The organism is Leisingera sp. NJS204, assembly GCF_004123675.1.
Lineage (GTDB): Bacteria > Pseudomonadota > Alphaproteobacteria > Rhodobacterales > Rhodobacteraceae > Leisingera.
In genome coordinates this window covers 2,717,218-2,736,353 of record NZ_CP035417.1, presented here as the reverse complement: position 1 = coordinate 2,736,353, position 19,136 = coordinate 2,717,218, and the positions used below count along the sequence as shown (strand labels likewise).

The following is a 19,136-nucleotide window of genomic DNA, read 5'->3' as shown; positions in this document are numbered from 1 at the left end:
GGGTAGGGGAGGCATAGGGTTCGCGTCAACCGGAATCTTTGTAGATTATTTTTTGGCATTAAAATCAGATTGGTACTGGTACTATGGACGCAAAAGCGGGTCAAATCGCTGCAGCGCAGCTTTGATGCTTGATCGAGGGTGGTGAAATTATCTATAAAAATCCGCAACGCCATCCGCGTATGGCCAACTGGTATACGAGAACAGGAGACAGCATGCTGGACGCTGCACCCATCCGCACCGACTGGACCCGCGAAGAAGCGGAAGCGATTTACAACAAGCCTTTCATGGACTTGCTGTTTCAGGCGCACTCTGTGCACCGGCAGTATTTCGACCCCAATCAGGTGCAGAAATCCAAGCTTCTCAGCATTAAGACCGGCGGCTGCGCCGAGGATTGCGCCTATTGCTCGCAGTCGGCCCGCAACGGCGCGCAGCTGTCGGCCTCCAAGCTGATCGAAGTGCAGCGGGTGATTGCCGAAGCCAGGAAAGCCAAGGAAGGCGGCGCCACGCGCTATTGCATGGGGGCGGCCTGGCGCTCGCCCAAGGACCGCGACATGGCCGCACTTGAGGCGATGGTGCAGGGGGTCAAGGATCTTGGGATGGAGACCTGCATGACCTTGGGCATGCTGGAGGAAGACCAGGTGTTCCGTCTGCGCGATGCCGGGCTGGATTATTACAACCACAACATCGACACGTCGGAGCGGTATTACTCCGAGATCATCACCACCCGCACCTTTGCCGACCGGATCGACACCCTGAACCGGGTGCGCGAAGCGGGCATCAAAGTCTGCTCCGGCGGCATCGTCGGCATGGGCGAGCAGCAGCTGGACCGCATCGACATGATGCTGGCGCTGGCGACGCTGGAGGTGCATCCCGACTCGGTGCCCGTGAACATGCTGATCCCGATTGCCGACACGCCGCTGGCGGATGTGGAAAAGCTGGACCCGATCGAATTCGTCCGTTCGGTGGCGCTGGCCCGCATTCTGATGCCGAAATCGCATGTGCGCCTGTCCGCAGGCCGCACCGACATGTCGGACGAGATGCAGGCGATGTGCTTCTTTGCCGGGGCCAACTCGATCTTTGTGGGTGACACGCTGCTGACCGCCGACAACCCGGAAGAGGACAAGGACCAGCAGCTGTTCGACCGTCTGGGCATCACCGCAATGGCGGTGGGATGTGACGGCAGCCGCTGATGGCGGGGGCCTTCCCGAGGCATGAGACATCGTTGGAAGCGCTGCGCAATCGCGGGCGTTACCGGCAGCTGATGCCGCGGGACGGGCATGATTTTGCCTCCAACGACTATCTTGGGCTGGCGGGCAGCGATGTGCTGCGCGCCGCCGCCGCAGACGCGCTGGCGCGCGGTGTGCCAGTGGGCGCAGGCGGTTCGCGCCTGCTGCGCGGCAATGACGATGAACATCAGTTGCTGGAGGCTGAAGCGGCGGCGTTCTTTGGAACCGAGGCGGCGCTGTTCATGGGTGGCGGCTTCACTGCCAATCAGGCGATTTTCTCGACCCTGCCGCAGCAGGGCGATCTGGTGCTTTATGATGCGCTGATCCATGCCAGCACCCATGACGGTATGCGGCTGGGCCGGGCCGAGAACCGCAGCTTTGCTCATGGCGACGTGGAAGACGCTTCGCGGGTGCTGACGGACTGGCGCGCTGCTGGTGGCACCGGCCAGGTCTGGATCGCGGTTGAGGCGGTCTATTCCATGGATGGCGACCTGGCGCCGCTGGATGCGCTGATGGCGCTGTGTGATGCGGACGGCGCGGTGCTGGTGGTGGATGAGGCGCATTCCACAGGTGTGTTCGGCGATCTGGGCCGCGGGCTGGCACACGGCATTGCCCACCGGCCAAACGTCCTGAGCCTGCACACTTGCGGTAAGGCGCTGGGTGCCTCTGGTGCGCTGATCTGCGGCCAGCGGGTGCTGATCGAGACGCTGATCAACAAGGCGCGCGGGTTTATCTTTGCGACCGCTCCGTCGCCCTTGAATGCGGCTTTGGTGCGAGCGGCTTTGCAGGAACTGCAGCAGAACACGGGCCGCCGCGAACAAGCGTGGCAGGGGATCACCCATGCCCAAGGCGAGGCCAAACGCCTCTGCGGGCTGGACGGTTTCCAAAGCCAGATCCTGCCGGTGGTGATCGGTGAAGACAAGCGCACCATGGCGCTGGCCGCCGCGATGCAAACCCGCGGCTATGACATTCGCGGTATCCGCCCGCCGACGGTGCCGCGCGGCACCTCGCGGCTGCGGTTGTCAATCACGCTGAACACAGGGGCAGAGGTCGTCACCCGGATGTTCCAAGACCTCGCCCGGGAAATGGAGAGTGCTGCATGAACGCGCTGATCGTCACCGGAACCGACACCGGCATCGGCAAGACCATCTTCTCGGCCGGCTTGGTGCAGGCGCTGGGTGCGACCTATTGGAAGCCGGTGCAATCGGGGCTGGAGGAGGAGACCGACAGCCAGATTGTTGCGCGCTTGTCAGGCCGCCCGGCGCTGCCTGAAGGGTATCTTCTGCAACTGCCAGCCTCGCCGCATCTGTCGGCAGAGGCCGAAGGCGTGGAGATCGACCCGGACGCGTTGCCCCTGCCTGAGGCCGATGGCGTGCTGGTCGCCGAAGGCGCCGGCGGTCTGATGGTGCCGCTGAACCGTGAGGTTCTGTATCTCGACCTGTTTGCCCGCTGGCGCGCGCCGGTGATCCTCTGTGCGCGGACCCAGCTGGGCACGATCAACCACACGCTGTTGTCGCTGAAGGCGCTGCGCGATGCGGGCTGCTCGGTGGTGGGCGTGGCCTTTATCGGCGATGCGGAGCCTGCGGTGGAAGAAACCATCTGCCAGTTCGGTCAGGTGGCGCATCTGGGCCGTCTGCCGGTACTGGGCGAGCTGACCTCTGACGCTTTGGCCGTGGCCTTTCAGGCCAGTATCCGGGTAGACCTGATCACGGAGGCTTTGGCATGAGCGCATCCGGCCTCACCCAGCTGGAATTCGACCAGCAGCACCTCTGGCACCCCTACACCAATGTGGCCAAACCCGGCCCGACCTTTGTGGTTAAGGAAAGCGAGGGCGTCCACATCACGCTCGACGATGGCACCCGGCTGATCGACGCGATGTCGTCCTGGTGGTGCATGATGCATGGCCACAGGCACCCGGCGATCACATCGGCTATCCACGCCCAGCTCGACACCCTGCCGCATGTGATGTTCGGCGGGCTGACGCACGACCCGGCCATCGACCTGGGCCGCAAGCTGCTGGAGATCACCCCCGACAGCCTGACGCGGATCTTCTACTGCGACAGCGGTTCGGTATCGGTTGAGGTGGCGATGAAAATGGCGGTGCAATACCAGCACGCCATCGGCCAGCCGGCGCGTAAGGAGTTTGCCACCATCCGCTCCGGCTATCACGGCGACACCTGGAAGGCGATGAGCGTCTGCGACCCGGACACCGGCATGCACCACCTGTTCCAGGGCGCGCTAAGCGTGCAGCATTTCGTCTCCCGTCCGCCCATCCGCATCCATGAGGACTGGATCGACGACCCGGCGCAGAACGGCCTGGGCGAGCTGCGCAGCGTGCTGGAGGCCGGGCAGGACAAGATCGCCGCCTTCATCCTGGAACCCGTGGTGCAGGGCACTGGCGGTATGTATTTCTATCACCCGGAATACCTGAACCAGGCCCGTGCCTTGTGTGATGAACTGGGCATCCTGCTGATTTTCGACGAGATTGCCACCGGCTTTGGCCGTACCGGCGAACTGTTTGCGACCGATTTCTGCACCGCTCAGCCGGATATCATCTGTCTCGGCAAGGGGCTGACCGGCGGCCATATCTCCTTTGCCTGCACCATGACGAACGACCGCGTCGCCGAGGGTGTGGGCGGCGGCAACCCAGGTATTTTCATGCATGGGCCGACCTATATGGCCAATCCGCTGGCCTGTGCGGCGGCCAAGGCCTCGCTGGATCTGCTGACCGGGCAGGACTGGCGTGGCGCGGTCTCGGGGATTGCAGAGCAGATGCAGTCTGAACTGGCACCGGCGCGCGATCTGCCCAATGTGGCGGATGTGCGGGTTCTGGGCGCCATTGGCGTCATCGAGATGAAACACGCGGTGTCCGCGGATGAGGCCCACGCCCGTGCGCATGATATGGGCGTGTTCCTGCGTCCCTTTGGCAAAAACATCTATACCATGCCGCCGTTCATCACGTCTCCGGATCAGCTGAGCCGGATCACCGCAGGCATGCTGCGGCTGGCGCGGGAGCTGTAAGCAATGGAGTTCCGCTGGATCAAACAGAACAATGCAGCCGAGGCCATCGTGGTCTTCGGCGGCTGGGCTGTGGGGCCGGAGGTGTTCTGGCATCTGGACGGTCCGCAGGACATTCTGTTTGCCGGCGATTATACCGATCTGAACGCAGAGCTGCCGGATCTGTCCGGTTACAGCCGGGTCAGCGTCTTGGCCTGGTCCTTTGGTGTGGCTTCTTATGCCCACTGGCAGCAGGGACGGGCGGATGTGGTGTTCCAGCGCAAGGCGGCGGTGAACGGCAGCCTGCAGCCGGTGAACCGCGGCGCCGGTATTCCGCCTGCGGTCTTCCGCAGAACAATGGAAACGCTGAGCCTGGAAAGCTACCAGGACTTTCTGACCCGTGTATTCGGTGCCCCGCAAGAGGCAGAACCGCTGGATGTGCCTGCGCGGCGGGCTGAGCTGCTGGCTGTAGAGCAGCGCGGCGACGCGCCGCAGATTCGCTTTGACAAGGTCTGGATCAGCTCCGGCGACAAGATCTTTCCGCCCGCCAATCTGGCACGCGCCTGGGCGGGGCAGAACGTGACACAGATCGACGCGCCGCACGCCCCCTTTGGCCGCTTCTCGCAGTGGGAGGAGCTGTTCCAGTGAAAGACACGCTGCCGCCTCAGCTGGATCAGACCCGCGTGCGCCAAAGCTTCCGCCGCGGGCTGAACAGCTATCACGGCACCGCCTCTGTGCAGGCGGATATTGCGGCGCAGCTTGCAGGTCTGCTGCAAGCACAGGGCGCACCCCGCCGGTTCGGGGCGGTATTGGAGTTCGGCTGCGGCACCGGTCATCTGACCCGGCACCTGCTGCAGCGGTTCACGGCTGGCAGCCTGTTGCTGAATGACCTGGTGCCGGAGGCGGCGCAGGTGCTGCAGGCACTGGGCAGCGCAGCCCCGGCGCAGTCCCGGTTTGAGGGCGGCCCGGTTGAGACCCTGCCGCTGCCGCAGCAGCTGGACCTGATTGCCTCAGCCTCGACCGTGCAGTGGATCCCGGATCTGCCGGCCTTGACCGCCCGGCTGGCGGCGCGGCTGAAGCCCGGCGGCTGGCTGGCGCTGTCCGGCTTTGGCCGGGGCCAGTTCCGCGAACTGGCGGCGCTGGGGTCATCCGCCGCGGCGCCCAGCTACCTGGATGCCGGGGAGTGGCCGTCCGTGCTGCCGCAAGACCTGGAGATTCTGGCCATTGAGCAACGCCCTGCCGTGCTGGAATTCGATACCGCGCTGGAACTGCTGAAACACCTGCGCCGGACCGGTGTCAACGGCCACGCCCAGCAAAGCTGGAGCCGCAGGCGGCTGCAGGACTTTGAAAGTGCTTACCGGCAGCGTTTCGGCGTTGGCGGCAAACTGCCGCTGACCTATGATCCGGTCCTGCTAGTGGCGCGCAAGACCGGCTGACCGGTCATAGCGGCTGGCGTGCGCAGTCCGCACTTGAGGCAAGTTTTAGATTTTTTCCCAGCCAAAGTACTGCCGCATCCGGCCGCGTATTAATCTTTGTCAACTCCCGCCTGTTATCCCGGGAAAAGGGCTGCGTCAGAGCGCAGCATGTGGGACGACTGGCAGTACGGGAGTTACGCCGATGAAAATCAAAGCCTTTGCCGCTGCACTGGCGGCGCTGGCGGTATCGGGAACCGCTGAAGCAGCCGATATGGGAGATACCGGAACGCCGATCCGGCTGGCACTCAACAATTGGACCGGCCAGCATCTTTCTACTTACATCGCCGGCGGCATGCTGGAGGAGGCGGGGTATACGGTTGAATATGTCGAGGCCAGCCTCGGCGGGGTTTTCCCGCAGATTGAATCCGGTGAGCTGCACGCCATCATGGAGGTTTGGACATCCAGTTCGCCTGAAGGCTATGTTGAGGCGCTGGAAGGCGGGGATATGGTCGATCTGGGAGACCTTGGGCTTGATGCGCGTAACGGCGTCGTTGTGCCGCCTTATGTCGCTCAGATGTGCCCCGGGCTGCCGGATTGGGAAGCGCTTCGGGACTGCGCGGCGATCTTTTCTGCCGACGGCAAGGGCAAGAAAGGCCGTTACTTGGCCTACCCTGAATCCTGGGGGTCTCCCGGTGGTGACCGGATCCGGGCGCTTGGGCTGCCGTTCGATGTGGTCGCAGCCGAATCCGAGGCCGCGATGATCGAAGAATTCCAGAATGCCTATAGGGAAAAACGTCCGGTTATCGCCACTTTCTGGCAACCGCATTGGGCCATGTCGACCTATGCGCTGCAATTCGTGCGCCTGCCGAAGTACGACCCGGTATGCCATACGGACCCGGCCTGGGGGCCAAACCCGAAAGAGACCGGAGATTGCGATTTTCAGCGCGGGGGGGTTGCCAAGGCGGCCTGGAAGGGCCTGAAAGACCGCTGGCCGGCCGCCCATGAGATCCTGAAGAACTATCAGCTGAGCATCTGGGACCAGCAGCCGCTGATCGGCCTGGTGGATGTCCGCGGCGAAACCGTGCAGGGGGCCGCCCGCGGCTGGCTTGCGGTGAACCGGGCCAAATGGATGCCCGTTATCGAGGAAGCCACTGGCAAAGGCCGGTCCTGACCCGCAAGGTCCGGGTTTCGATTTCGGCGCTCCCGCCCCAGGCGGGGGCGCTGTCTTTGCGTGAGGGGCAGGTCTTGAAGCCGGGGTCCCGGCCGCGCTATGCCGGGTGCGGGCGTTTGCCGCGCGGGGCAGGGTGATTCCGGAACTTGTCCGATTGGACAGAAACTTGAACCATCAATCAAAATTTTTCACAGTTTATGCCGCAATCGCTCGACAAACAGTCGTAATATGTTCCAATACTTGCATTATCCCCGGCCACACTTGGACCATGGGTGCTTGCTGACAAGAACAAGACCAGCCGCAAGGCCAGGCAGACGCCATGAACCGCCGGGTTCCAAAAAGGACGCGCCAAGCCGGACAATCGGCGGCGCAAGTACACTGACAGGGAGTAGAATAATGAACTTCAAAGGATATGCGCTGGCGCTGAGCGCCGCATCAATGACGGTTGCCGCGGGCTTTGCTTCGGCGGCGGAACTTGGTGATACCAGCAAACCGATCAAGCTGGCTGTGAACGAATGGACCGGCCAGCATGTGACCACCCATATTGCCGCCGGGATGCTGAAGGCCGCGGGCTATGAGGTGGAATTTGTCTCGGCCGGGATGATGAACCAGTTCCAGGCGATTGCTGACGGCGACATCCACGCGACGCTGGAAATCTGGTCCTCGAACGTCTCGGATGAATACGCCAAGAAGATCGACGAGGGCACTGTTGTTGAACTCGGCGATCTGGAGCTGAACGCGCGCGAAGGCATCGCCTATCCGGCCCATGTGGCCGAGCTGTGTCCCGGCCTGCCGGCCTGGGAGGCGCTGAAGGACTGCGCGATGCAGTTCGCCACCGCGGAAACACTGCCCAATGGCCGCCTGGTGGATTACCCCGCCGACTGGGGCACGCCGGGCGCCGACCGTATGACCGGGCTGGACCTGCCGTTCAAGGCGGTGCCTGCGGGTTCCGAGGCCGCATTGATTGTCGAACTGCGCGCCGCGACCGAGCGCAAGACACCGCTGCTGGTCACCTTTTGGCAGCCGCATTGGGCGATGTCGGCTTATGATGTGCAATTCGTCGATCTCCCGGCGGGTGAGGAGGCCTGTTTCTCGGATCCGGCCTGGGGTCCGAACCCGAATGCGGTGAATGACTGCGACTTCTCGCCCTCGCGCATCTTCAAGGCAGCCTGGTCCGGCACTGAGGAAACCTGGCCCGCTGCCTATGAGATCCTGTCGAACTACACTCTGGCAGTGGAAGACCAGCAGCCAATGATGGGCGCGGTCGATGTGGACGGCGGCAAGGTCGAGGAAGTTGTCGCCGAATGGATGGCCGAAAACGAGGGCAAATGGCGCCCGGTTGTCGACGCCGCCATCAAGTGAGCCGCGCCCAGTGAGTGGCTCTGAAACTGGCACGAACACGCCGGCCATTACCTGCCAGAATGTCTGGCAGGTGTTTGGCAACGACGCAGGCAGCGCCTTGAAAGAGGTGCTGGCAAACCATCACTCGCCGCATGACGCCGCCGGAGAGCTGCGCCGCAAGGGGTTGATCCCGGCGGTTCAGAATGTGTCCTTCCAAGTCCAGGAGGGCGAGCTGTTTGTGATCATGGGGCTGTCGGGGTCCGGCAAATCAACCCTGATCCGCTGCATTTCGCATCTGCTGCACGCAACCGGCGGCGAAATCCGCATCGACGGCGAAAATATCGTTGAGGCCAGCCCCAAACGGCTGATCGAACTGCGCCGCAAGAAGCTGGGCATGGTGTTCCAGCATTTCGGCCTGTTCCCGCATATGACGGTGGCCGAAAACGTCGCCTATCCCTTGCGGGTGCAGGGGGTGAAGAAAAAGCAACGTCAGGCCAAGGCGGAAGAGGTGATCAATCTGGTCGGCCTGCGCGGACGTGAAAACCATTATCCGCGCGAACTGTCCGGCGGCCAGCGCCAGCGTGTCGGCATTGCCCGCTCATTGGTGGCGGATTGCTCGGTCTGGTTCCTGGATGAGCCGTTCTCGGCACTGGACCCGCTGATCCGGCGTCAGCTGCAGGATGAATTCCTTGAGATCCAGGGCAAGCTGAAAACCACCATCGTCTTTATCACCCATGACATCAACGAGGCGCTGAAACTGGCCGACCGTATCGCCATTATGCGGGACGGCAGGATTGTGCAGATCGGCACCCCCGCCGATATCGTGCTGCGCCCGGCGGATGATTACGTGCGCGAGTTCTCCAAGGATGTGGCCAAGGGCCGGCACGCCCGTGTGGCCTCGGTGATGGAGACCGGCGCGGGGCTGGCCTATGGCGCCGATGATCCCGGCCTGCGCCAGGACATGACGCTGGACGCGGCCCTGGCGCGCTGCATGGAACTGTACGAGCCGGTGCCGGTGCGCTCTCCCGAAGGCAACGTGGTTGGGGTAGTGAACCCGGCAAATCTGGCGGCGGCGCTGCAGGTGGAGCAGGGGTAATGGCGGTTCTGACAAAAGGATCCGTGGCGGCGCTGATCGCGGCGGCGGCGGGCGCCCTGTGCCTTCTGCTGGAAAGCAGCCTGCCGTGGCTGGTCAAATTCCCTGCCGCCTGGATGCTGCCCGCAACCGATTGGGCCGGCGCGGTGATGGAGTGGCTGCTGGCGCTGATCAAACCCACTGCGCGTGGATTTTCGGCGCTGATGTTCTACCCGATGGAAGCGGCGAATTATGTGCTGAGCAACACGCCCTGGCCGCTGGTCATCTGCGCTACCACGGCGCTGGCCTGGATCCTGGGCGGGGTGCGGATGGCGCTGATGGCCCTTGTGGGGCTCGGGTTTGTGCTGGCGTCGGGGTACTGGCCCGAAAGCATGAACACGCTGGCGCTGGTTGCTGTTTCAGTACCGCTGGCGCTGATCATCGGCGGCGGCATCGGCATCCTGGCCAATGAATACCCGCGCGTCCGCAAACCGGTGCAGGCGCTGCTGGACATCATGCAGACGGTGCCGACCTTTGCCTATCTTACGCCCTTGCTGGTGCTGTTCGGCTTTGGCCCGGTTGTGGGCCTCATCGCCTCGGCCATCTATGCCGCGCCGCCAATGGCGCGCAATGTGCTTTTGGGACTGGAGCGGGTCGAGCCGGAGATCAAGGAAGCCGCTATCATGGCCGGCGGCACCCGGCTGCAGCAGCTGTTTCAATGCGAGATCCCCTCGGCCGGGCAGCAGATCATGGTGGGCGTCAATCAATGCCTGATGGCGGCGCTGTCGATGGTGATCATCGCAGCAGTAATCGGCGGCTTTGACGACATCGGCTGGGAGGTCCTTTTGACCATGCGCAAGGCGCAGTTCGGTCAAAGCCTGCTGGCCGGCTCGGTGATTGTGGTCTTTGCTATCCTAATCGACCGGATGAGCGGCACCCTGACCGAAGAGCGGCGGGAGAAGCATGATCCGCGCATTGCCTGGGGCATTCTGGCCGTGGGCGCCGCAGCCAGCGCCGTGTTTTGGGGCTACATTCAGCAACCCGGCGCCTATGCGCTGTTCAACCCGGTCGCGGACAGCGTCGACAGGGGGCTGTCGGCCTTTACCACTGCCAATGCCGATGCGCTGACAGCGTTCAAAAACAACGTGCTGTTTTATGTGCTGCTGCCGTTGCGGATCGGGCTGGACCAGGCGGTGCTGCCCTTCACCTGGGGTTTCTCCTGGACCCCGGCGATGAGCCTGGGGGTGTTTGCGGCGGGTGCAGCTGCCGGTCTGGTCTTTGCATTGCGCGGCCAGCTGGCGCTGGGCGTGATGCTGCTGATTGCCGCCGGCATGCTGGAGACGGGTATTTCGCAGCTGCCCTGGCCCTTTGTGCTGATCGGTGCAGGCGCGCTGGCCTGGGTTGCCGGCGGGCGCGGTCTGGCCATCATGACGGTTTTACTGCTGGGCACCATTCTGGTCTCCGGCCTGTGGGAACGGGCGTTGCTGTCGCTGTATTTGTCGGGTGCGGCTGTCTTTGCCTGCGCGGTAATGGGCGGCGCGATCGGGCTTGCCTCAGCGGTGTCGCCCGGTCTCTGGCGGCTGGTGCGGCCCATCTGCGACATGCTGCAGACGATTCCGTTGTTTGTCTTCCTGATCCCGGTGCTGATGGTGTTTCAGATCGGCGAGTTCTCGGCCTTCCTGGCGATTATTGCCTATGCCATCGTGCCGATGATCCGCTACACCCGGCACGGGCTGGTCTCGACACCAGAGGAGATGATAGAAGCCGCAACAGCCTCAGGTGCCACCACATGGCAGATGCTCAAGGATATCCGGGCGCCTTATGCGGCGCCGTCGATCCTGCTGGGTCTGAACCAGACCATCCTCTATGCCTTTGCAATGCTGGTGATTGCGGCGCTGATCGGCACCACCGGCCTGGGCCAGTCGATCTATCTGGCGCTTGGGCAGGCGGATGTGGGGCTTGGCATCTCGGCCGGGGCGGCGATGGCGATCCTCGCCTTGATCGCCGACCGCATGGTGCAGGGCTTTGCCGAGGAGAGGCGCAAGGCGCTGGGGCTGTAGGTCTGGCTGCCGCAAAGTGAGAAGGGCGCCCCAGCGGCGCCTTTTTTGATCTGGGGCAACGTTCTGCACTGCCCGCCCGCCTATAGCTGCATGACAGACTGATCTAAGGCAGGAGAGACCCCGATGGGCTGGCTAGAATTCACCGCCGCGCTGATGCTGTTTCTGGCCAGCCACGCCATCCCGGTGCGTCCGCCGGTGCGGCCCTGGCTGGTGGGCCGCCTGGGCCAGCGCGGCTACATCATCGCCTACAGCCTGCTGTCATTGGTAATTCTGGCCTGGCTGGTCGTGGCGGCGGCACGGGCGCCTTATGTCGGCGTGCTGCCCTATTGGGACATCTTCCGCTGGGCGCCGCTTCTGCTGATGCCGCTGGCCTGCCTGCTGGCGGTGGCGGGCATGATGCGGCAGAACCCGTTCAGCTTTGGCGGCCTGGGGCTGCGGGCCTTTGATCCGGCTGATCCCGGCATCCTGGGTGTCAGCCGCCACCCTTTGCTTGCGGCCATGGCGCTCTGGGCCGGGGCGCATCTGCTGGCCAATGGCGATTTGGCACATGTGATCCTGTTTGGCCTGTTTGGCGGCTTTGCCTGGACCGGCATGGCATTGATCGACCGGCGCACACAGCGGCGGATGGGGCAGGGCGAATGGACCCGCCTCAACCGCAATACCGCGCGGCTGAGCTTGGCCCGCCTGCGCCCCTCTGCGGCTGAGGCCGGGCTGGCGGGCGCGGTGTTTCTGGCCCTGCTGATCCTGCACACCCCGGTCATCGGCTACAGCCCGTTGCCGTGGTAGGGGTTGACCCAGCCCGCTGCATGACCACCTATTAACTGAGACGAGACTGGAGAGAATGACCGATGCACCTGGCCTATGTGATGACTCAAGAACGCGGTGCCACTGACCGTTTGCTGAGCGAGCTTGCCGAACGGCTGCAGGCCAAGGGCATCCGCCTGGCCGGCATCGTGCAGACCAATGTCGAATGCTACGACAAGGAACTGTGCGACATGGATGTGCGGGTGCTGCCTTCAGGCGAAACCATCCGGATTTCGCAATCCCTGGGCGCGGGCGCCCGCGGCTGCCGCCTGAACCCGGAAGCGCTGGAACAAGCGGTCGGGCAGGTCTCTGCCACGCTGCAAACGGACCCGGCACCGCAGCTGATGATCGTCAATAAATTCGGCAAGCACGAGGCCGACGGGCGCGGCATGCGGCCCATAATCGGCGAGGCGCTGGCATTGGGCATTCCGGTGATTTCCGGCGTAAACCAGATGAATGTGGAGCCGTTCCAGACCTTTGCCGACGGTATGGCCGTGGAGGCGGGACCGGATCTGGACGCGCTGGTTGCCTGGGCGGAACAGGCCGTTTCTGAAACCGCCTGACTGGCGCATTCCCATTTCAAATCAAACGGAAAGCCCGCGAACTTCACGCGGGTTTTTTGCTGCGCCGGACAGCACAGGGGCGGCGCGCAGCCCATCCGGTCTGCAGCTGGGCCACCATCGTCCGGTCTGAATAGAAGAGAAGATGGTGGGCGACCCTGGAATCGAACCAGGCGTGCGTCTCCGCGAGGGAGTTACAGTCCCCTGCCACACCTTGCGGCCTGTCGCCCACTGTCAGTTGCATGTTGCACCTGATGTGGAGGCGTGATTACAAGCAGGCCAAAGGGGCGTCAACCGGAAAAACGCAAGTTTTCAGCACGCCTTGAAAATTCTTTCTGCCGGAGAGTAAAATGACCAAGAAGCCCAAATGGGTCGTCGCAAAAGAACAGTCCAAAAAGGCCGCCTCGGCAGAAACCGTTTGGCTGTTCGGGCTGCATGCGGTGCGCGATGCGCTGATGAATCCCCAGCGCGAGAAACTGCGCCTGATGGTGACCATGAACGCCGAAGTGAAACTGGCGGACGCCATCGCAGCCTCGGGCGTCGAGGCCGAGGTGATCGACCCGCGCAAGTTCAACCCTCCGATTGACGCACAGTCGGTGCATCAGGGCGCGGCACTGGAAGTGAAGCCCTTGAACTGGGGCGGGCTGGCCGACAATTGCATCGGCCGCGAGGCGCCGCGGGTGCTGCTGCTGGACCGGGTGACGGATCCGCACAACGTCGGCGCCATCCTGCGCTCGGCCGAGGTGCTGGGCGCCAGCGCCGTCATTGGCACACGCCACCATTCGGCACCTGAAACCGGGGCGCTGGCCAAGACCGCCAGCGGCGCGCTGGAACGCCAGCCCTATCTGCGGATGCGCAACCTTGCTGATACCATCGCTGAACTGCAGAACATGGGCTTTGTCGTACTGGGCCTGGACGGCGAGGCGGAGGACACCATTGAGACCGCACTGGACGGCAAAAAGCACCTGCCGGTAGCACTGGTTCTGGGCGCCGAAGGCCCGGGCCTGCGCCAGAAGACCAAGGAAACTGTTGACGGGCTGGTTAAGATTGACGCCGCGGGCGGTTTTGGCTCGCTCAATGTCTCCAATGCAGCGGCCATCGCGCTTTACGCCTCCATCGCCCGGTAGGGCCGCGGCGCCGGCCGTCACGGGCTGATCACATCTGCGTATGCCGTCTTTGCAAGAGCACGGCGGTGCGGCAGAGTCGGAAGTCTGTTGCAAGAAGTGAATGGAGTGCAATGTGGCCTTGCGTCTGGTCCTGATGGCCGTTGCGGTGATGTTTGTGTCCCTGCCGGATATGGCGCGGGCTGATGCTGCTGTTTTCTCTTCCCGTGCGGGCGTTGCTATCGGCGGGTATGATGCGGTTGCGTTTTTCGAACATGGCACGGCAGAACCCGGACGGCGCGGCCATGCGGTGATGTGGAAAGGCGTTGTCTGGCGGTTTGCATCAGCCCGCAATCAGGCGCAGTTCGAGGCCAACCCGCGGGCCTATGCGCCGGCCTTTGGCGGCTACTGCGCCTATGCGATGTCGCAGGGGCGGCTTCATGATGGAAACCCGCGAATCTGGGCCATCGTGGACGGAGAGCTGTTTCTTCTGAACAACCGCGGTGTCCACCATCTGTGGCAGGCGGACACCGTGCAGATGATTGCGGACGGCCGCGCGCATTGGCCTGCGGTTCTAAGGAAATAGCCTGTCACCTCACGATTGCGAGAGGTGCTCTTTTATTTTCCAGACTGTGGCCCATATTCAATAGGGACTGCGGAGTGGAACCACCGCAGATCTTTTTCACTGTCCCTCGTTCCATACCTAGCGCCCGGTTCGTCCGGGCGCTTTTTTGTTTGCCCTGCAGCGAATCCACCTTTGCCAAAGCGGGCGCCGCAGCTAGGGTGCGGGCCATGACAGAATACAGCGATGAGCATCTGAAAACGATCCTGCAACGGACCAAAGTGGTGGCGGTGGCCGGCGTGTCGATGAACCCGGTGCGCCCCAGCTATTACGTGGCGCGCTATCTGGGGCTCAAGGGTTACCGGGTGATTCCGGTGAACCCCGGCCATGCAGGCAAGATGCTGTTTGGCGAAACGGTGCGGGCCAGTCTTTCTGAAATAGACGTCCCGGTGGACATGGTCGATATCTTCCGCCGCTCAGAGGCGGTGCCGCCCATTGCGGACGAGGCGCTGGAGGCATTTCCTGAGCTGCCGACAATTTGGATGCAGATTGGTGTGGAACATGCCGAAGCCGCCGCAAAGGCTGAAGCACGCGGTGTCACGGTGATCCAGAACCGCTGTCCCAAGATCGAATACCAGCGCCTGTTCGGAGAGTTGCGTTTTGGCGGTTTCGCCACCGGGATCATATCCTCGAAGCTTTGAGGCGGCGGCGGGGCGGAGGTGCTCCCGCCCGTTCCGGCCGTCCTTTGGACAGCCTCCACGGTTGGGCGTAGCGCCGCTGCGCGGCGCAAGAAGAAGATTTTGCTGAGAGGCCCGGAAGGGCAAGTTTGCCCGTCAGGGCCTTGCTGAGGGTGTATAAGAGTGCGCGTCAAGGGCAAGCCGCGCTGGCGCGCGGAGGCTGCGCCTCCCTTGACCCGCCGCTGCAGAAGCGGCCCTGGGATCAGCCTTTGGGGCGTGCGGCCTTCTCGGCAATGCCGCTGAGGCCCTGGCGTTCGGCCAGCACCTGCAGCACATCGTCCAGTGCCACGTCGCGGGCCGCCAGCATCACCAGGAAATGATAGAGCACATCGGCGCCTTCCGAGGCCAGCTTGCCGCTGTCGCCCTTCACCGCTTCGATGATCGCCTCGATGGCTTCCTCGCCGAATTTCTCGGCGCATTTCTCCGGCCCCTTTGCCAGCAGCCTGGCGGTCCAGCTGCTGTCAGGGTCAGATCCCTTGCGGGACAGGATGGTGGCTTCAAGATCGTGCAGCAGGCTCATCACGTGCCCCTTCAGTTCAGCCGCATCGGGATGCCGGCGGCGGCCATGTGGTTCTTGGCTTCCTGGATGCTGTATTCCCCGAAGTGAAAAATCGAGGCCGCCAGCACCGCGCTTGCGCCGCCCTTGGTCACACCTTCCACCAGGTGATCCAGGTTGCCGACGCCGCCCGATGCGATCACCGGCACGTCCACCGCATCGGAAATCGCCCGCGTCAGCGGCAGGTTAAAACCGGATTTGGTGCCATCGCGGTCCATCGAAGTCAGCAGGATTTCCCCGGCGCCCTTTGCCACCACCGTGCGCGCGAATTCCACCGCGTCGATGCCGGTTTCCTTGCGCCCGCCATGGGTGAAAATCTCCCAGCGGCCCGATTCCACCGTCTTGGCGTCGATGGCGCAGACGATGCACTGGCTGCCGAACTGATCTGCGGCCTCGGCAATCACATCCGGGTTGGCCACGGCAGCCGAGTTGAACGAGACCTTGTCAGCCCCGGCCAGCAGCAGCGCACGCACATCGTCCTTGGTCCGCACCCCGCCGCCCACGGTCAGCGGCACAAAGCACTGCTCGGCGGTGCGGCGCACCACATCGAACATGGTGCCGCGGTTTTCATGGGTGGCGTGAATGTCGAGAAAGCAGATCTCATCCGCGCCGGCCGCATCATAGGCCTTGGCCGATTCCACCGGGTCGCCCGCATCGCGCAGGCCGACAAAGTTGACACCCTTGACCACGCGCCCGTCGGCGACGTCGAGACAGGGAATGATACGGGTCTTCAGCATGGATCGGGCCTTTCGGACTGCTTGGCTCGTGGGTACGCAATGGACGCTGGAATCGCAACAGATATGGCGGTGGATGCGCGTTTTGGTCCGGGAGGGCGTATGTTTCAGCTGGTGGGTGCGTTCTTAAGGCGTATCCGGTAGGCCGCTTCTGTTACCCCAAAGAGCACCAACGCGGGTAGAAGAATGGTGGCGATGTAAACAAAACCCCAGATCATCAGGGAATAGGCATAGTTGCCTAAAACTTGCGGAACGTAAGCGCAGGTGCAGCAGCTTTTGAATTAGTGCTTCAAATTGACTGGTGCTGCAATCACACGTTGCGGCTTGTGCGGCCGCAGGCTGGCAGCAAAGAACTGCCGATGCCGAAGACGTGAATTGCCAGCCGGGGTCTGTTGCCTTGTTTTCATCCTATCACAGTACATTTTCGGAGCAGTTGTTATGACAAAACCCCCTATTCTTGCCGGAGCCATCGCCCTTATGTCCGCATTGCCCGCCGCCGCCGAACTGATGAAGTTACCCAGCCAGAAACTCGTGGCTGAGACCATGGATGCGCTGCAGGCAGCGGTTGAGGGCGCAGGCGCCACCGTCTTTGCCCGCGTCGACCATGCTGCAGGTGCGCAGAAGGCAGAGCTGGAGCTGGGGGCCTCGCAGCTGTTGATTTTCGGCAACCCCAAGCTGGGCACCCCGGCAATGCAGGCGGACCCGCGCGCGGGGCTCTATCTGCCGCTGAAGGTGCTGGCCTATGAAGATGCGGAAGGTCAGGTCTGGCTGACCTATGAGGATCCGGCAGAGATGCTCTCTACCCTCGATATCCCTGCAGATGCCGACTTTATCGCCAAGATGCAGGGCGCCCTGGGCAAGCTGACGGCTGCCGCCGCGCAGTAAGCCAAGGAGCCGGACCGGCCCTCCCGTGCCTTATTGGCGCGGGCGGGACCGGTGGCGGTCAATCGCAACGGCAATCGCCCAAAGAAGCCCGGCCCCCATTGAGACCGGGCCGAAGATAAGCGGCCCCCAGGCGGCAAGGATGCCCATGGAATAGGCAGTCTCGCTCAGGTCCCGGCCCAGCACAACGCAAGGGTTGGCAAAACCTTCGTTGATTTCGCAGCCAAAGCCGAACCCCAGCAGTATTACCAAGGCAATGCACAGCAGCCACAGGGCAATGGGCCCCAGGGCCAGAATGGCAAGAATTCGGCGGATCAGGCGCATTTGGCCTCCCGGTTCTGTAGACGCCTCAGGCTTTCAGAACCGCCAGCGCCTCTTTCAGATCAATCGCCCCATCATACAGTGCGCGGCCCGAAATGGCACCGTTCAGCGGCGCACCGCAGGATTTCAGCGCCCTGAGATCGTCCAGCGAGGACACGCCGCCCGAGGCAATCACCGGGATGCTGACCGCATTGGCCAGATCCGCAGTCGCCTCCACATTCGGTCCCTTCATTGCGCCGTCGCGCAGGATGTCGGTGTAGATGATCGCGGCTACGCCCGCGTCCTCAAACGATTTGGCGAGGTCGGTGACCATCACGTCGGTTTCTTCGGCCCAGCCTTTGGTTGCAACGCGGCCATTGCGGGCGTCGATGCCGACGGCGACTTTACCGGGGAATTCCCGCGCCGCCTCGCGCACCAGGTCCGGGTTTTCTACCGCCACGGTGCCCAGAATGACCCGTGCCAGGCCCTTGTCGATCCAGCGCGCGATGGTTGCCATGTCGCGGATGCCGCCGCCCAGCTGTGCCGGCACTTTGGTCTGCTTCAGGATCTCCTCGACCGGCGCGGCATTCACCGGCTCACCGGCAAAGGCGCCATTGAGGTCCACCAGATGCAGCCACTCGCAGCCCGCCTCGACAAACTCCAGCGCCTGGGCGGCGGGGTTGTCGTTGAACACGGTGGTCTTGTCCATCTCGCCATGCAGCAGGCGCACGGCCTGGCCGTCTTTGAGGTCAATCGCGGGGTAGAGGATCATCGGGGCGGTCCTTCGTGAAATCAAGCTGGCGGTCTTTTGCACAAGGCGGGGCCGAATTGCAACGCGACCCGAAGTCAACCTTGCCTCAGCGGGCGCATCAGGGACAGGCTGCCTGAAAAACAGGGAGGACATGGAATGAAACATCTACTGGCAGGTCTGGCCGTTGCAATAGGGCTTACGGGCGCGGCAGCGGCGGACCCGGTACTGGGCGTCTGGAAGACGCAAGCGGATGACGGCTCTTATGCGCATATCCAGATGGAAAAATGCGGCGCTGCCGTCTGCGGCAAGATTGCCCGCACCTTCAACAGTGAGGGCGAATACAAGTCCCCGAATATCGGCAAGACGCTGGTGATCGGCATGGTGCCGAACGGCGATGGCTCTTACGAGGGCAAGGTCTGGCGGCCCTCCAATGATAAAATCTACATCGGCAAGATGGATGTTACGGGTCGCTCTCTTGCCCTGCGCGGATGTGTGGCGGGCGGGCTGATCTGTTCAAAACAGACCTGGACCCGGATCAAATAAGCCTGAGAGGGCGTGACCCTACAGCAGCCCCAGCTGCACCGGGATCGGCGCATAGCCGCGTTTCATCTGCCGGTCCCGGAAGCGTTCAAAAATCGCCAGCGCCTCTGCTTGGGCGGCGAAATACGTCCGCTTCTGAACGCCGCCCGGCGCATTCAGCGGTCCCGACACACGCTCAACACACCAGTCGCCGAACAGGGTTGGCGTCAGGCTCAGCTGGCAATAGCGGTGCTTGCCTTCAGTATGGTCGTATTTCTCGAAACGGATGTGCAATGGGGGACCTGAAACGCGAAAAAGGTCCGCCCCGTATGCATGGAAGCGGACC

General features: G+C 63.0%; 22 protein-coding genes and 1 tRNA gene. 17 read left to right on the top strand and 6 right to left on the bottom strand.

What is annotated here, in order from left to right:
- The first annotated feature begins 212 nt into the window (after nt 1-212).
- From bioB to ETW24_RS13390, 12 genes are all read left to right on the top strand, one after another.
- A complete protein-coding gene (gene bioB / locus ETW24_RS13445; RefSeq protein ID WP_129371525.1) occupies nt 213-1,190 on the top strand; it encodes a biotin synthase BioB in 978 nt (325 codons plus the stop codon).
- Nucleotides 1,190-2,329: an 8-amino-7-oxononanoate synthase gene (locus ETW24_RS13440; protein ID WP_129371524.1), complete on the top strand. Its 1,140-nt coding sequence runs from the start codon at nt 1,190-1,192 to the stop codon at nt 2,327-2,329. The genes bioB and ETW24_RS13440 overlap by 1 nt, the downstream gene beginning before the upstream one ends.
- The gene (gene bioD, locus ETW24_RS13435; protein WP_129371523.1) at nt 2,326-2,952 is read left to right on the top strand and encodes a dethiobiotin synthase; all 627 of its coding nucleotides are present in this window, start codon (nt 2,326-2,328) and stop codon (nt 2,950-2,952) included. The genes ETW24_RS13440 and bioD overlap by 4 nt, the downstream gene beginning before the upstream one ends.
- On the top strand, nt 2,949-4,247 hold the full coding sequence (bioA, locus tag ETW24_RS13430; RefSeq protein WP_129371522.1) for an adenosylmethionine--8-amino-7-oxononanoate transaminase: 1,299 nt from the start codon (nt 2,949-2,951) through the stop codon (nt 4,245-4,247). Before bioD ends, bioA begins: the two co-directional genes overlap by 4 nt.
- Before the next feature lie 3 nt (nt 4,248-4,250).
- Complete coding sequence (locus ETW24_RS13425; protein WP_129371521.1) at nt 4,251-4,871, top strand: pimeloyl-ACP methyl esterase BioG family protein; 621 nt, start codon at nt 4,251-4,253, stop codon at nt 4,869-4,871.
- On the top strand, nt 4,868-5,659 hold the full coding sequence (bioC, locus tag ETW24_RS13420; RefSeq protein WP_129371520.1) for a malonyl-ACP O-methyltransferase BioC: 792 nt from the start codon (nt 4,868-4,870) through the stop codon (nt 5,657-5,659). Before ETW24_RS13425 ends, bioC begins: the two co-directional genes overlap by 4 nt.
- Before the next feature lie 181 nt (nt 5,660-5,840).
- Nucleotides 5,841-6,809 carry an ABC transporter substrate-binding protein gene (locus tag ETW24_RS13415; RefSeq protein ID WP_129371519.1) on the top strand — a complete coding sequence of 323 codons (969 nt, stop codon included), beginning with the start codon at nt 5,841-5,843 and terminating at the stop codon, nt 6,807-6,809.
- Nucleotides 6,810-7,205: 396 nt separating this feature from the next.
- On the top strand, nt 7,206-8,171 hold the full coding sequence (locus ETW24_RS13410) for an ABC transporter substrate-binding protein (RefSeq protein WP_129371518.1): 966 nt from the start codon (nt 7,206-7,208) through the stop codon (nt 8,169-8,171).
- 10 nt (nt 8,172-8,181) lie between these two features.
- Nucleotides 8,182-9,246, top strand: a complete 1,065-nt coding sequence (locus ETW24_RS13405) for a quaternary amine ABC transporter ATP-binding protein (RefSeq protein ID WP_254695610.1) — start codon at nt 8,182-8,184, stop codon at nt 9,244-9,246.
- Entirely contained in the window at nt 9,246-11,282 is a 2,037-nt protein-coding gene (locus tag ETW24_RS13400; RefSeq protein ID WP_129371516.1) for an ABC transporter permease, read from the top strand. The genes ETW24_RS13405 and ETW24_RS13400 overlap by 1 nt, the downstream gene beginning before the upstream one ends.
- Nucleotides 11,283-11,405: 123 nt before the next feature.
- Entirely contained in the window at nt 11,406-12,068 is a 663-nt protein-coding gene (locus tag ETW24_RS13395) for an NnrU family protein (RefSeq protein WP_129371515.1), read from the top strand.
- A gap of 62 nt (nt 12,069-12,130) precedes the next feature.
- Nucleotides 12,131-12,649, top strand: coding sequence for a DUF2478 domain-containing protein (locus ETW24_RS13390; protein WP_129371514.1), 519 nt, complete (start codon nt 12,131-12,133; stop codon nt 12,647-12,649).
- 143 nt (nt 12,650-12,792) lie between these two features.
- Here ETW24_RS13390 and ETW24_RS24310 read toward each other — a convergent pair.
- Nucleotides 12,793-12,876, bottom strand: a tRNA-Tyr gene (locus tag ETW24_RS24310).
- A 120-nt stretch (nt 12,877-12,996) separates the two neighbouring features.
- Here ETW24_RS24310 and rlmB point away from each other — a divergent pair.
- The 3 genes from rlmB to ETW24_RS13375 all read left to right on the top strand — a co-directional run bounded on the left by rlmB (nt 12,997) and on the right by ETW24_RS13375 (nt 15,012).
- Complete coding sequence (gene rlmB / locus ETW24_RS13385; RefSeq protein ID WP_129371513.1) at nt 12,997-13,773, top strand: 23S rRNA (guanosine(2251)-2'-O)-methyltransferase RlmB; 777 nt, start codon at nt 12,997-12,999, stop codon at nt 13,771-13,773.
- A 112-nt stretch (nt 13,774-13,885) separates the two neighbouring features.
- Nucleotides 13,886-14,335 (top strand): YHS domain-containing (seleno)protein, encoded by a 450-nt coding sequence (locus tag ETW24_RS13380; protein ID WP_254695609.1) that lies wholly within the window; start codon nt 13,886-13,888, stop codon nt 14,333-14,335.
- A 206-nt stretch (nt 14,336-14,541) separates the two neighbouring features.
- On the top strand, nt 14,542-15,012 hold the full coding sequence (locus ETW24_RS13375; RefSeq protein WP_129371511.1) for a CoA-binding protein: 471 nt from the start codon (nt 14,542-14,544) through the stop codon (nt 15,010-15,012).
- Nucleotides 15,013-15,250: 238 nt separating this feature from the next.
- Here the strand turns inward: ETW24_RS13375 and ETW24_RS13370 are convergent, their stop codons facing one another.
- Complete coding sequence (locus ETW24_RS13370) at nt 15,251-15,568, bottom strand: phosphoribosyl-ATP diphosphatase (RefSeq protein ID WP_129371510.1); 318 nt, start codon at nt 15,566-15,568, stop codon at nt 15,251-15,253.
- A gap of 11 nt (nt 15,569-15,579) precedes the next feature.
- On the bottom strand, nt 15,580-16,341 hold the full coding sequence (gene hisF, locus ETW24_RS13365) for an imidazole glycerol phosphate synthase subunit HisF (RefSeq protein ID WP_129371509.1): 762 nt from the start codon (nt 16,339-16,341) through the stop codon (nt 15,580-15,582).
- Between the two features lie 435 nt (nt 16,342-16,776).
- Here hisF and ETW24_RS13360 point away from each other — a divergent pair, with 435 nt between their 5' ends.
- Complete coding sequence (locus ETW24_RS13360; protein ID WP_129371508.1) at nt 16,777-17,223, top strand: DUF302 domain-containing protein; 447 nt, start codon at nt 16,777-16,779, stop codon at nt 17,221-17,223.
- Between the two features lie 30 nt (nt 17,224-17,253).
- Here the strand turns inward: ETW24_RS13360 and ETW24_RS13355 are convergent, their stop codons facing one another.
- Nucleotides 17,254-17,544, bottom strand: coding sequence for a hypothetical protein (locus ETW24_RS13355; RefSeq protein ID WP_129371507.1), 291 nt, complete (start codon nt 17,542-17,544; stop codon nt 17,254-17,256).
- A gap of 25 nt (nt 17,545-17,569) precedes the next feature.
- Nucleotides 17,570-18,292 (bottom strand): 1-(5-phosphoribosyl)-5-[(5-phosphoribosylamino)methylideneamino]imidazole-4-carboxamide isomerase, encoded by a 723-nt coding sequence (hisA, locus tag ETW24_RS13350; RefSeq protein WP_129371506.1) that lies wholly within the window; start codon nt 18,290-18,292, stop codon nt 17,570-17,572.
- 135 nt (nt 18,293-18,427) lie between these two features.
- Here hisA and ETW24_RS13345 point away from each other — a divergent pair, with 135 nt between their 5' ends.
- Nucleotides 18,428-18,814, top strand: coding sequence for a DUF2147 domain-containing protein (locus ETW24_RS13345; protein ID WP_129371505.1), 387 nt, complete (start codon nt 18,428-18,430; stop codon nt 18,812-18,814).
- 18 nt (nt 18,815-18,832) lie between these two features.
- On the opposite strand, the gene ETW24_RS13340 is transcribed toward ETW24_RS13345, so the two are convergent.
- Nucleotides 18,833-19,084, bottom strand: a complete 252-nt coding sequence (locus ETW24_RS13340) for a WGR domain-containing protein (protein WP_129371504.1) — start codon at nt 19,082-19,084, stop codon at nt 18,833-18,835.
- Between the last annotated feature and the right edge of the window lie 52 nt (nt 19,085-19,136).

Coding starts and splice junctions, on each gene's coding strand:
- bioB (WP_129371525.1), top strand. CDS start 213: ATGCTGGACGCTGCACCCATCCGCACCGACTGGACCCGCGAAGAAGCG.
- ETW24_RS13440 (WP_129371524.1), top strand. CDS start 1,190: ATGGCGGGGGCCTTCCCGAGGCATGAGACATCGTTGGAAGCGCTGCGC.
- bioD (WP_129371523.1), top strand. CDS start 2,326: ATGAACGCGCTGATCGTCACCGGAACCGACACCGGCATCGGCAAGACC.
- bioA (WP_129371522.1), top strand. CDS start 2,949: ATGAGCGCATCCGGCCTCACCCAGCTGGAATTCGACCAGCAGCACCTC.
- ETW24_RS13425 (WP_129371521.1), top strand. CDS start 4,251: ATGGAGTTCCGCTGGATCAAACAGAACAATGCAGCCGAGGCCATCGTG.
- ETW24_RS13415 (WP_129371519.1), top strand. CDS start 5,841: ATGAAAATCAAAGCCTTTGCCGCTGCACTGGCGGCGCTGGCGGTATCG.
- ETW24_RS13410 (WP_129371518.1), top strand. CDS start 7,206: ATGAACTTCAAAGGATATGCGCTGGCGCTGAGCGCCGCATCAATGACG.
- ETW24_RS13400 (WP_129371516.1), top strand. CDS start 9,246: ATGGCGGTTCTGACAAAAGGATCCGTGGCGGCGCTGATCGCGGCGGCG.
- ETW24_RS13395 (WP_129371515.1), top strand. CDS start 11,406: ATGGGCTGGCTAGAATTCACCGCCGCGCTGATGCTGTTTCTGGCCAGC.
- ETW24_RS13390 (WP_129371514.1), top strand. CDS start 12,131: ATGCACCTGGCCTATGTGATGACTCAAGAACGCGGTGCCACTGACCGT.
- rlmB (WP_129371513.1), top strand. CDS start 12,997: ATGACCAAGAAGCCCAAATGGGTCGTCGCAAAAGAACAGTCCAAAAAG.
- ETW24_RS13375 (WP_129371511.1), top strand. CDS start 14,542: ATGACAGAATACAGCGATGAGCATCTGAAAACGATCCTGCAACGGACC.
- ETW24_RS13370 (WP_129371510.1), bottom strand. CDS start 15,568: ATGAGCCTGCTGCACGATCTTGAAGCCACCATCCTGTCCCGCAAGGGA.
- hisF (WP_129371509.1), bottom strand. CDS start 16,341: ATGCTGAAGACCCGTATCATTCCCTGTCTCGACGTCGCCGACGGGCGC.
- ETW24_RS13360 (WP_129371508.1), top strand. CDS start 16,777: ATGACAAAACCCCCTATTCTTGCCGGAGCCATCGCCCTTATGTCCGCA.
- ETW24_RS13355 (WP_129371507.1), bottom strand. CDS start 17,544: ATGCGCCTGATCCGCCGAATTCTTGCCATTCTGGCCCTGGGGCCCATT.
- hisA (WP_129371506.1), bottom strand. CDS start 18,292: ATGATCCTCTACCCCGCGATTGACCTCAAAGACGGCCAGGCCGTGCGC.
- ETW24_RS13345 (WP_129371505.1), top strand. CDS start 18,428: ATGAAACATCTACTGGCAGGTCTGGCCGTTGCAATAGGGCTTACGGGC.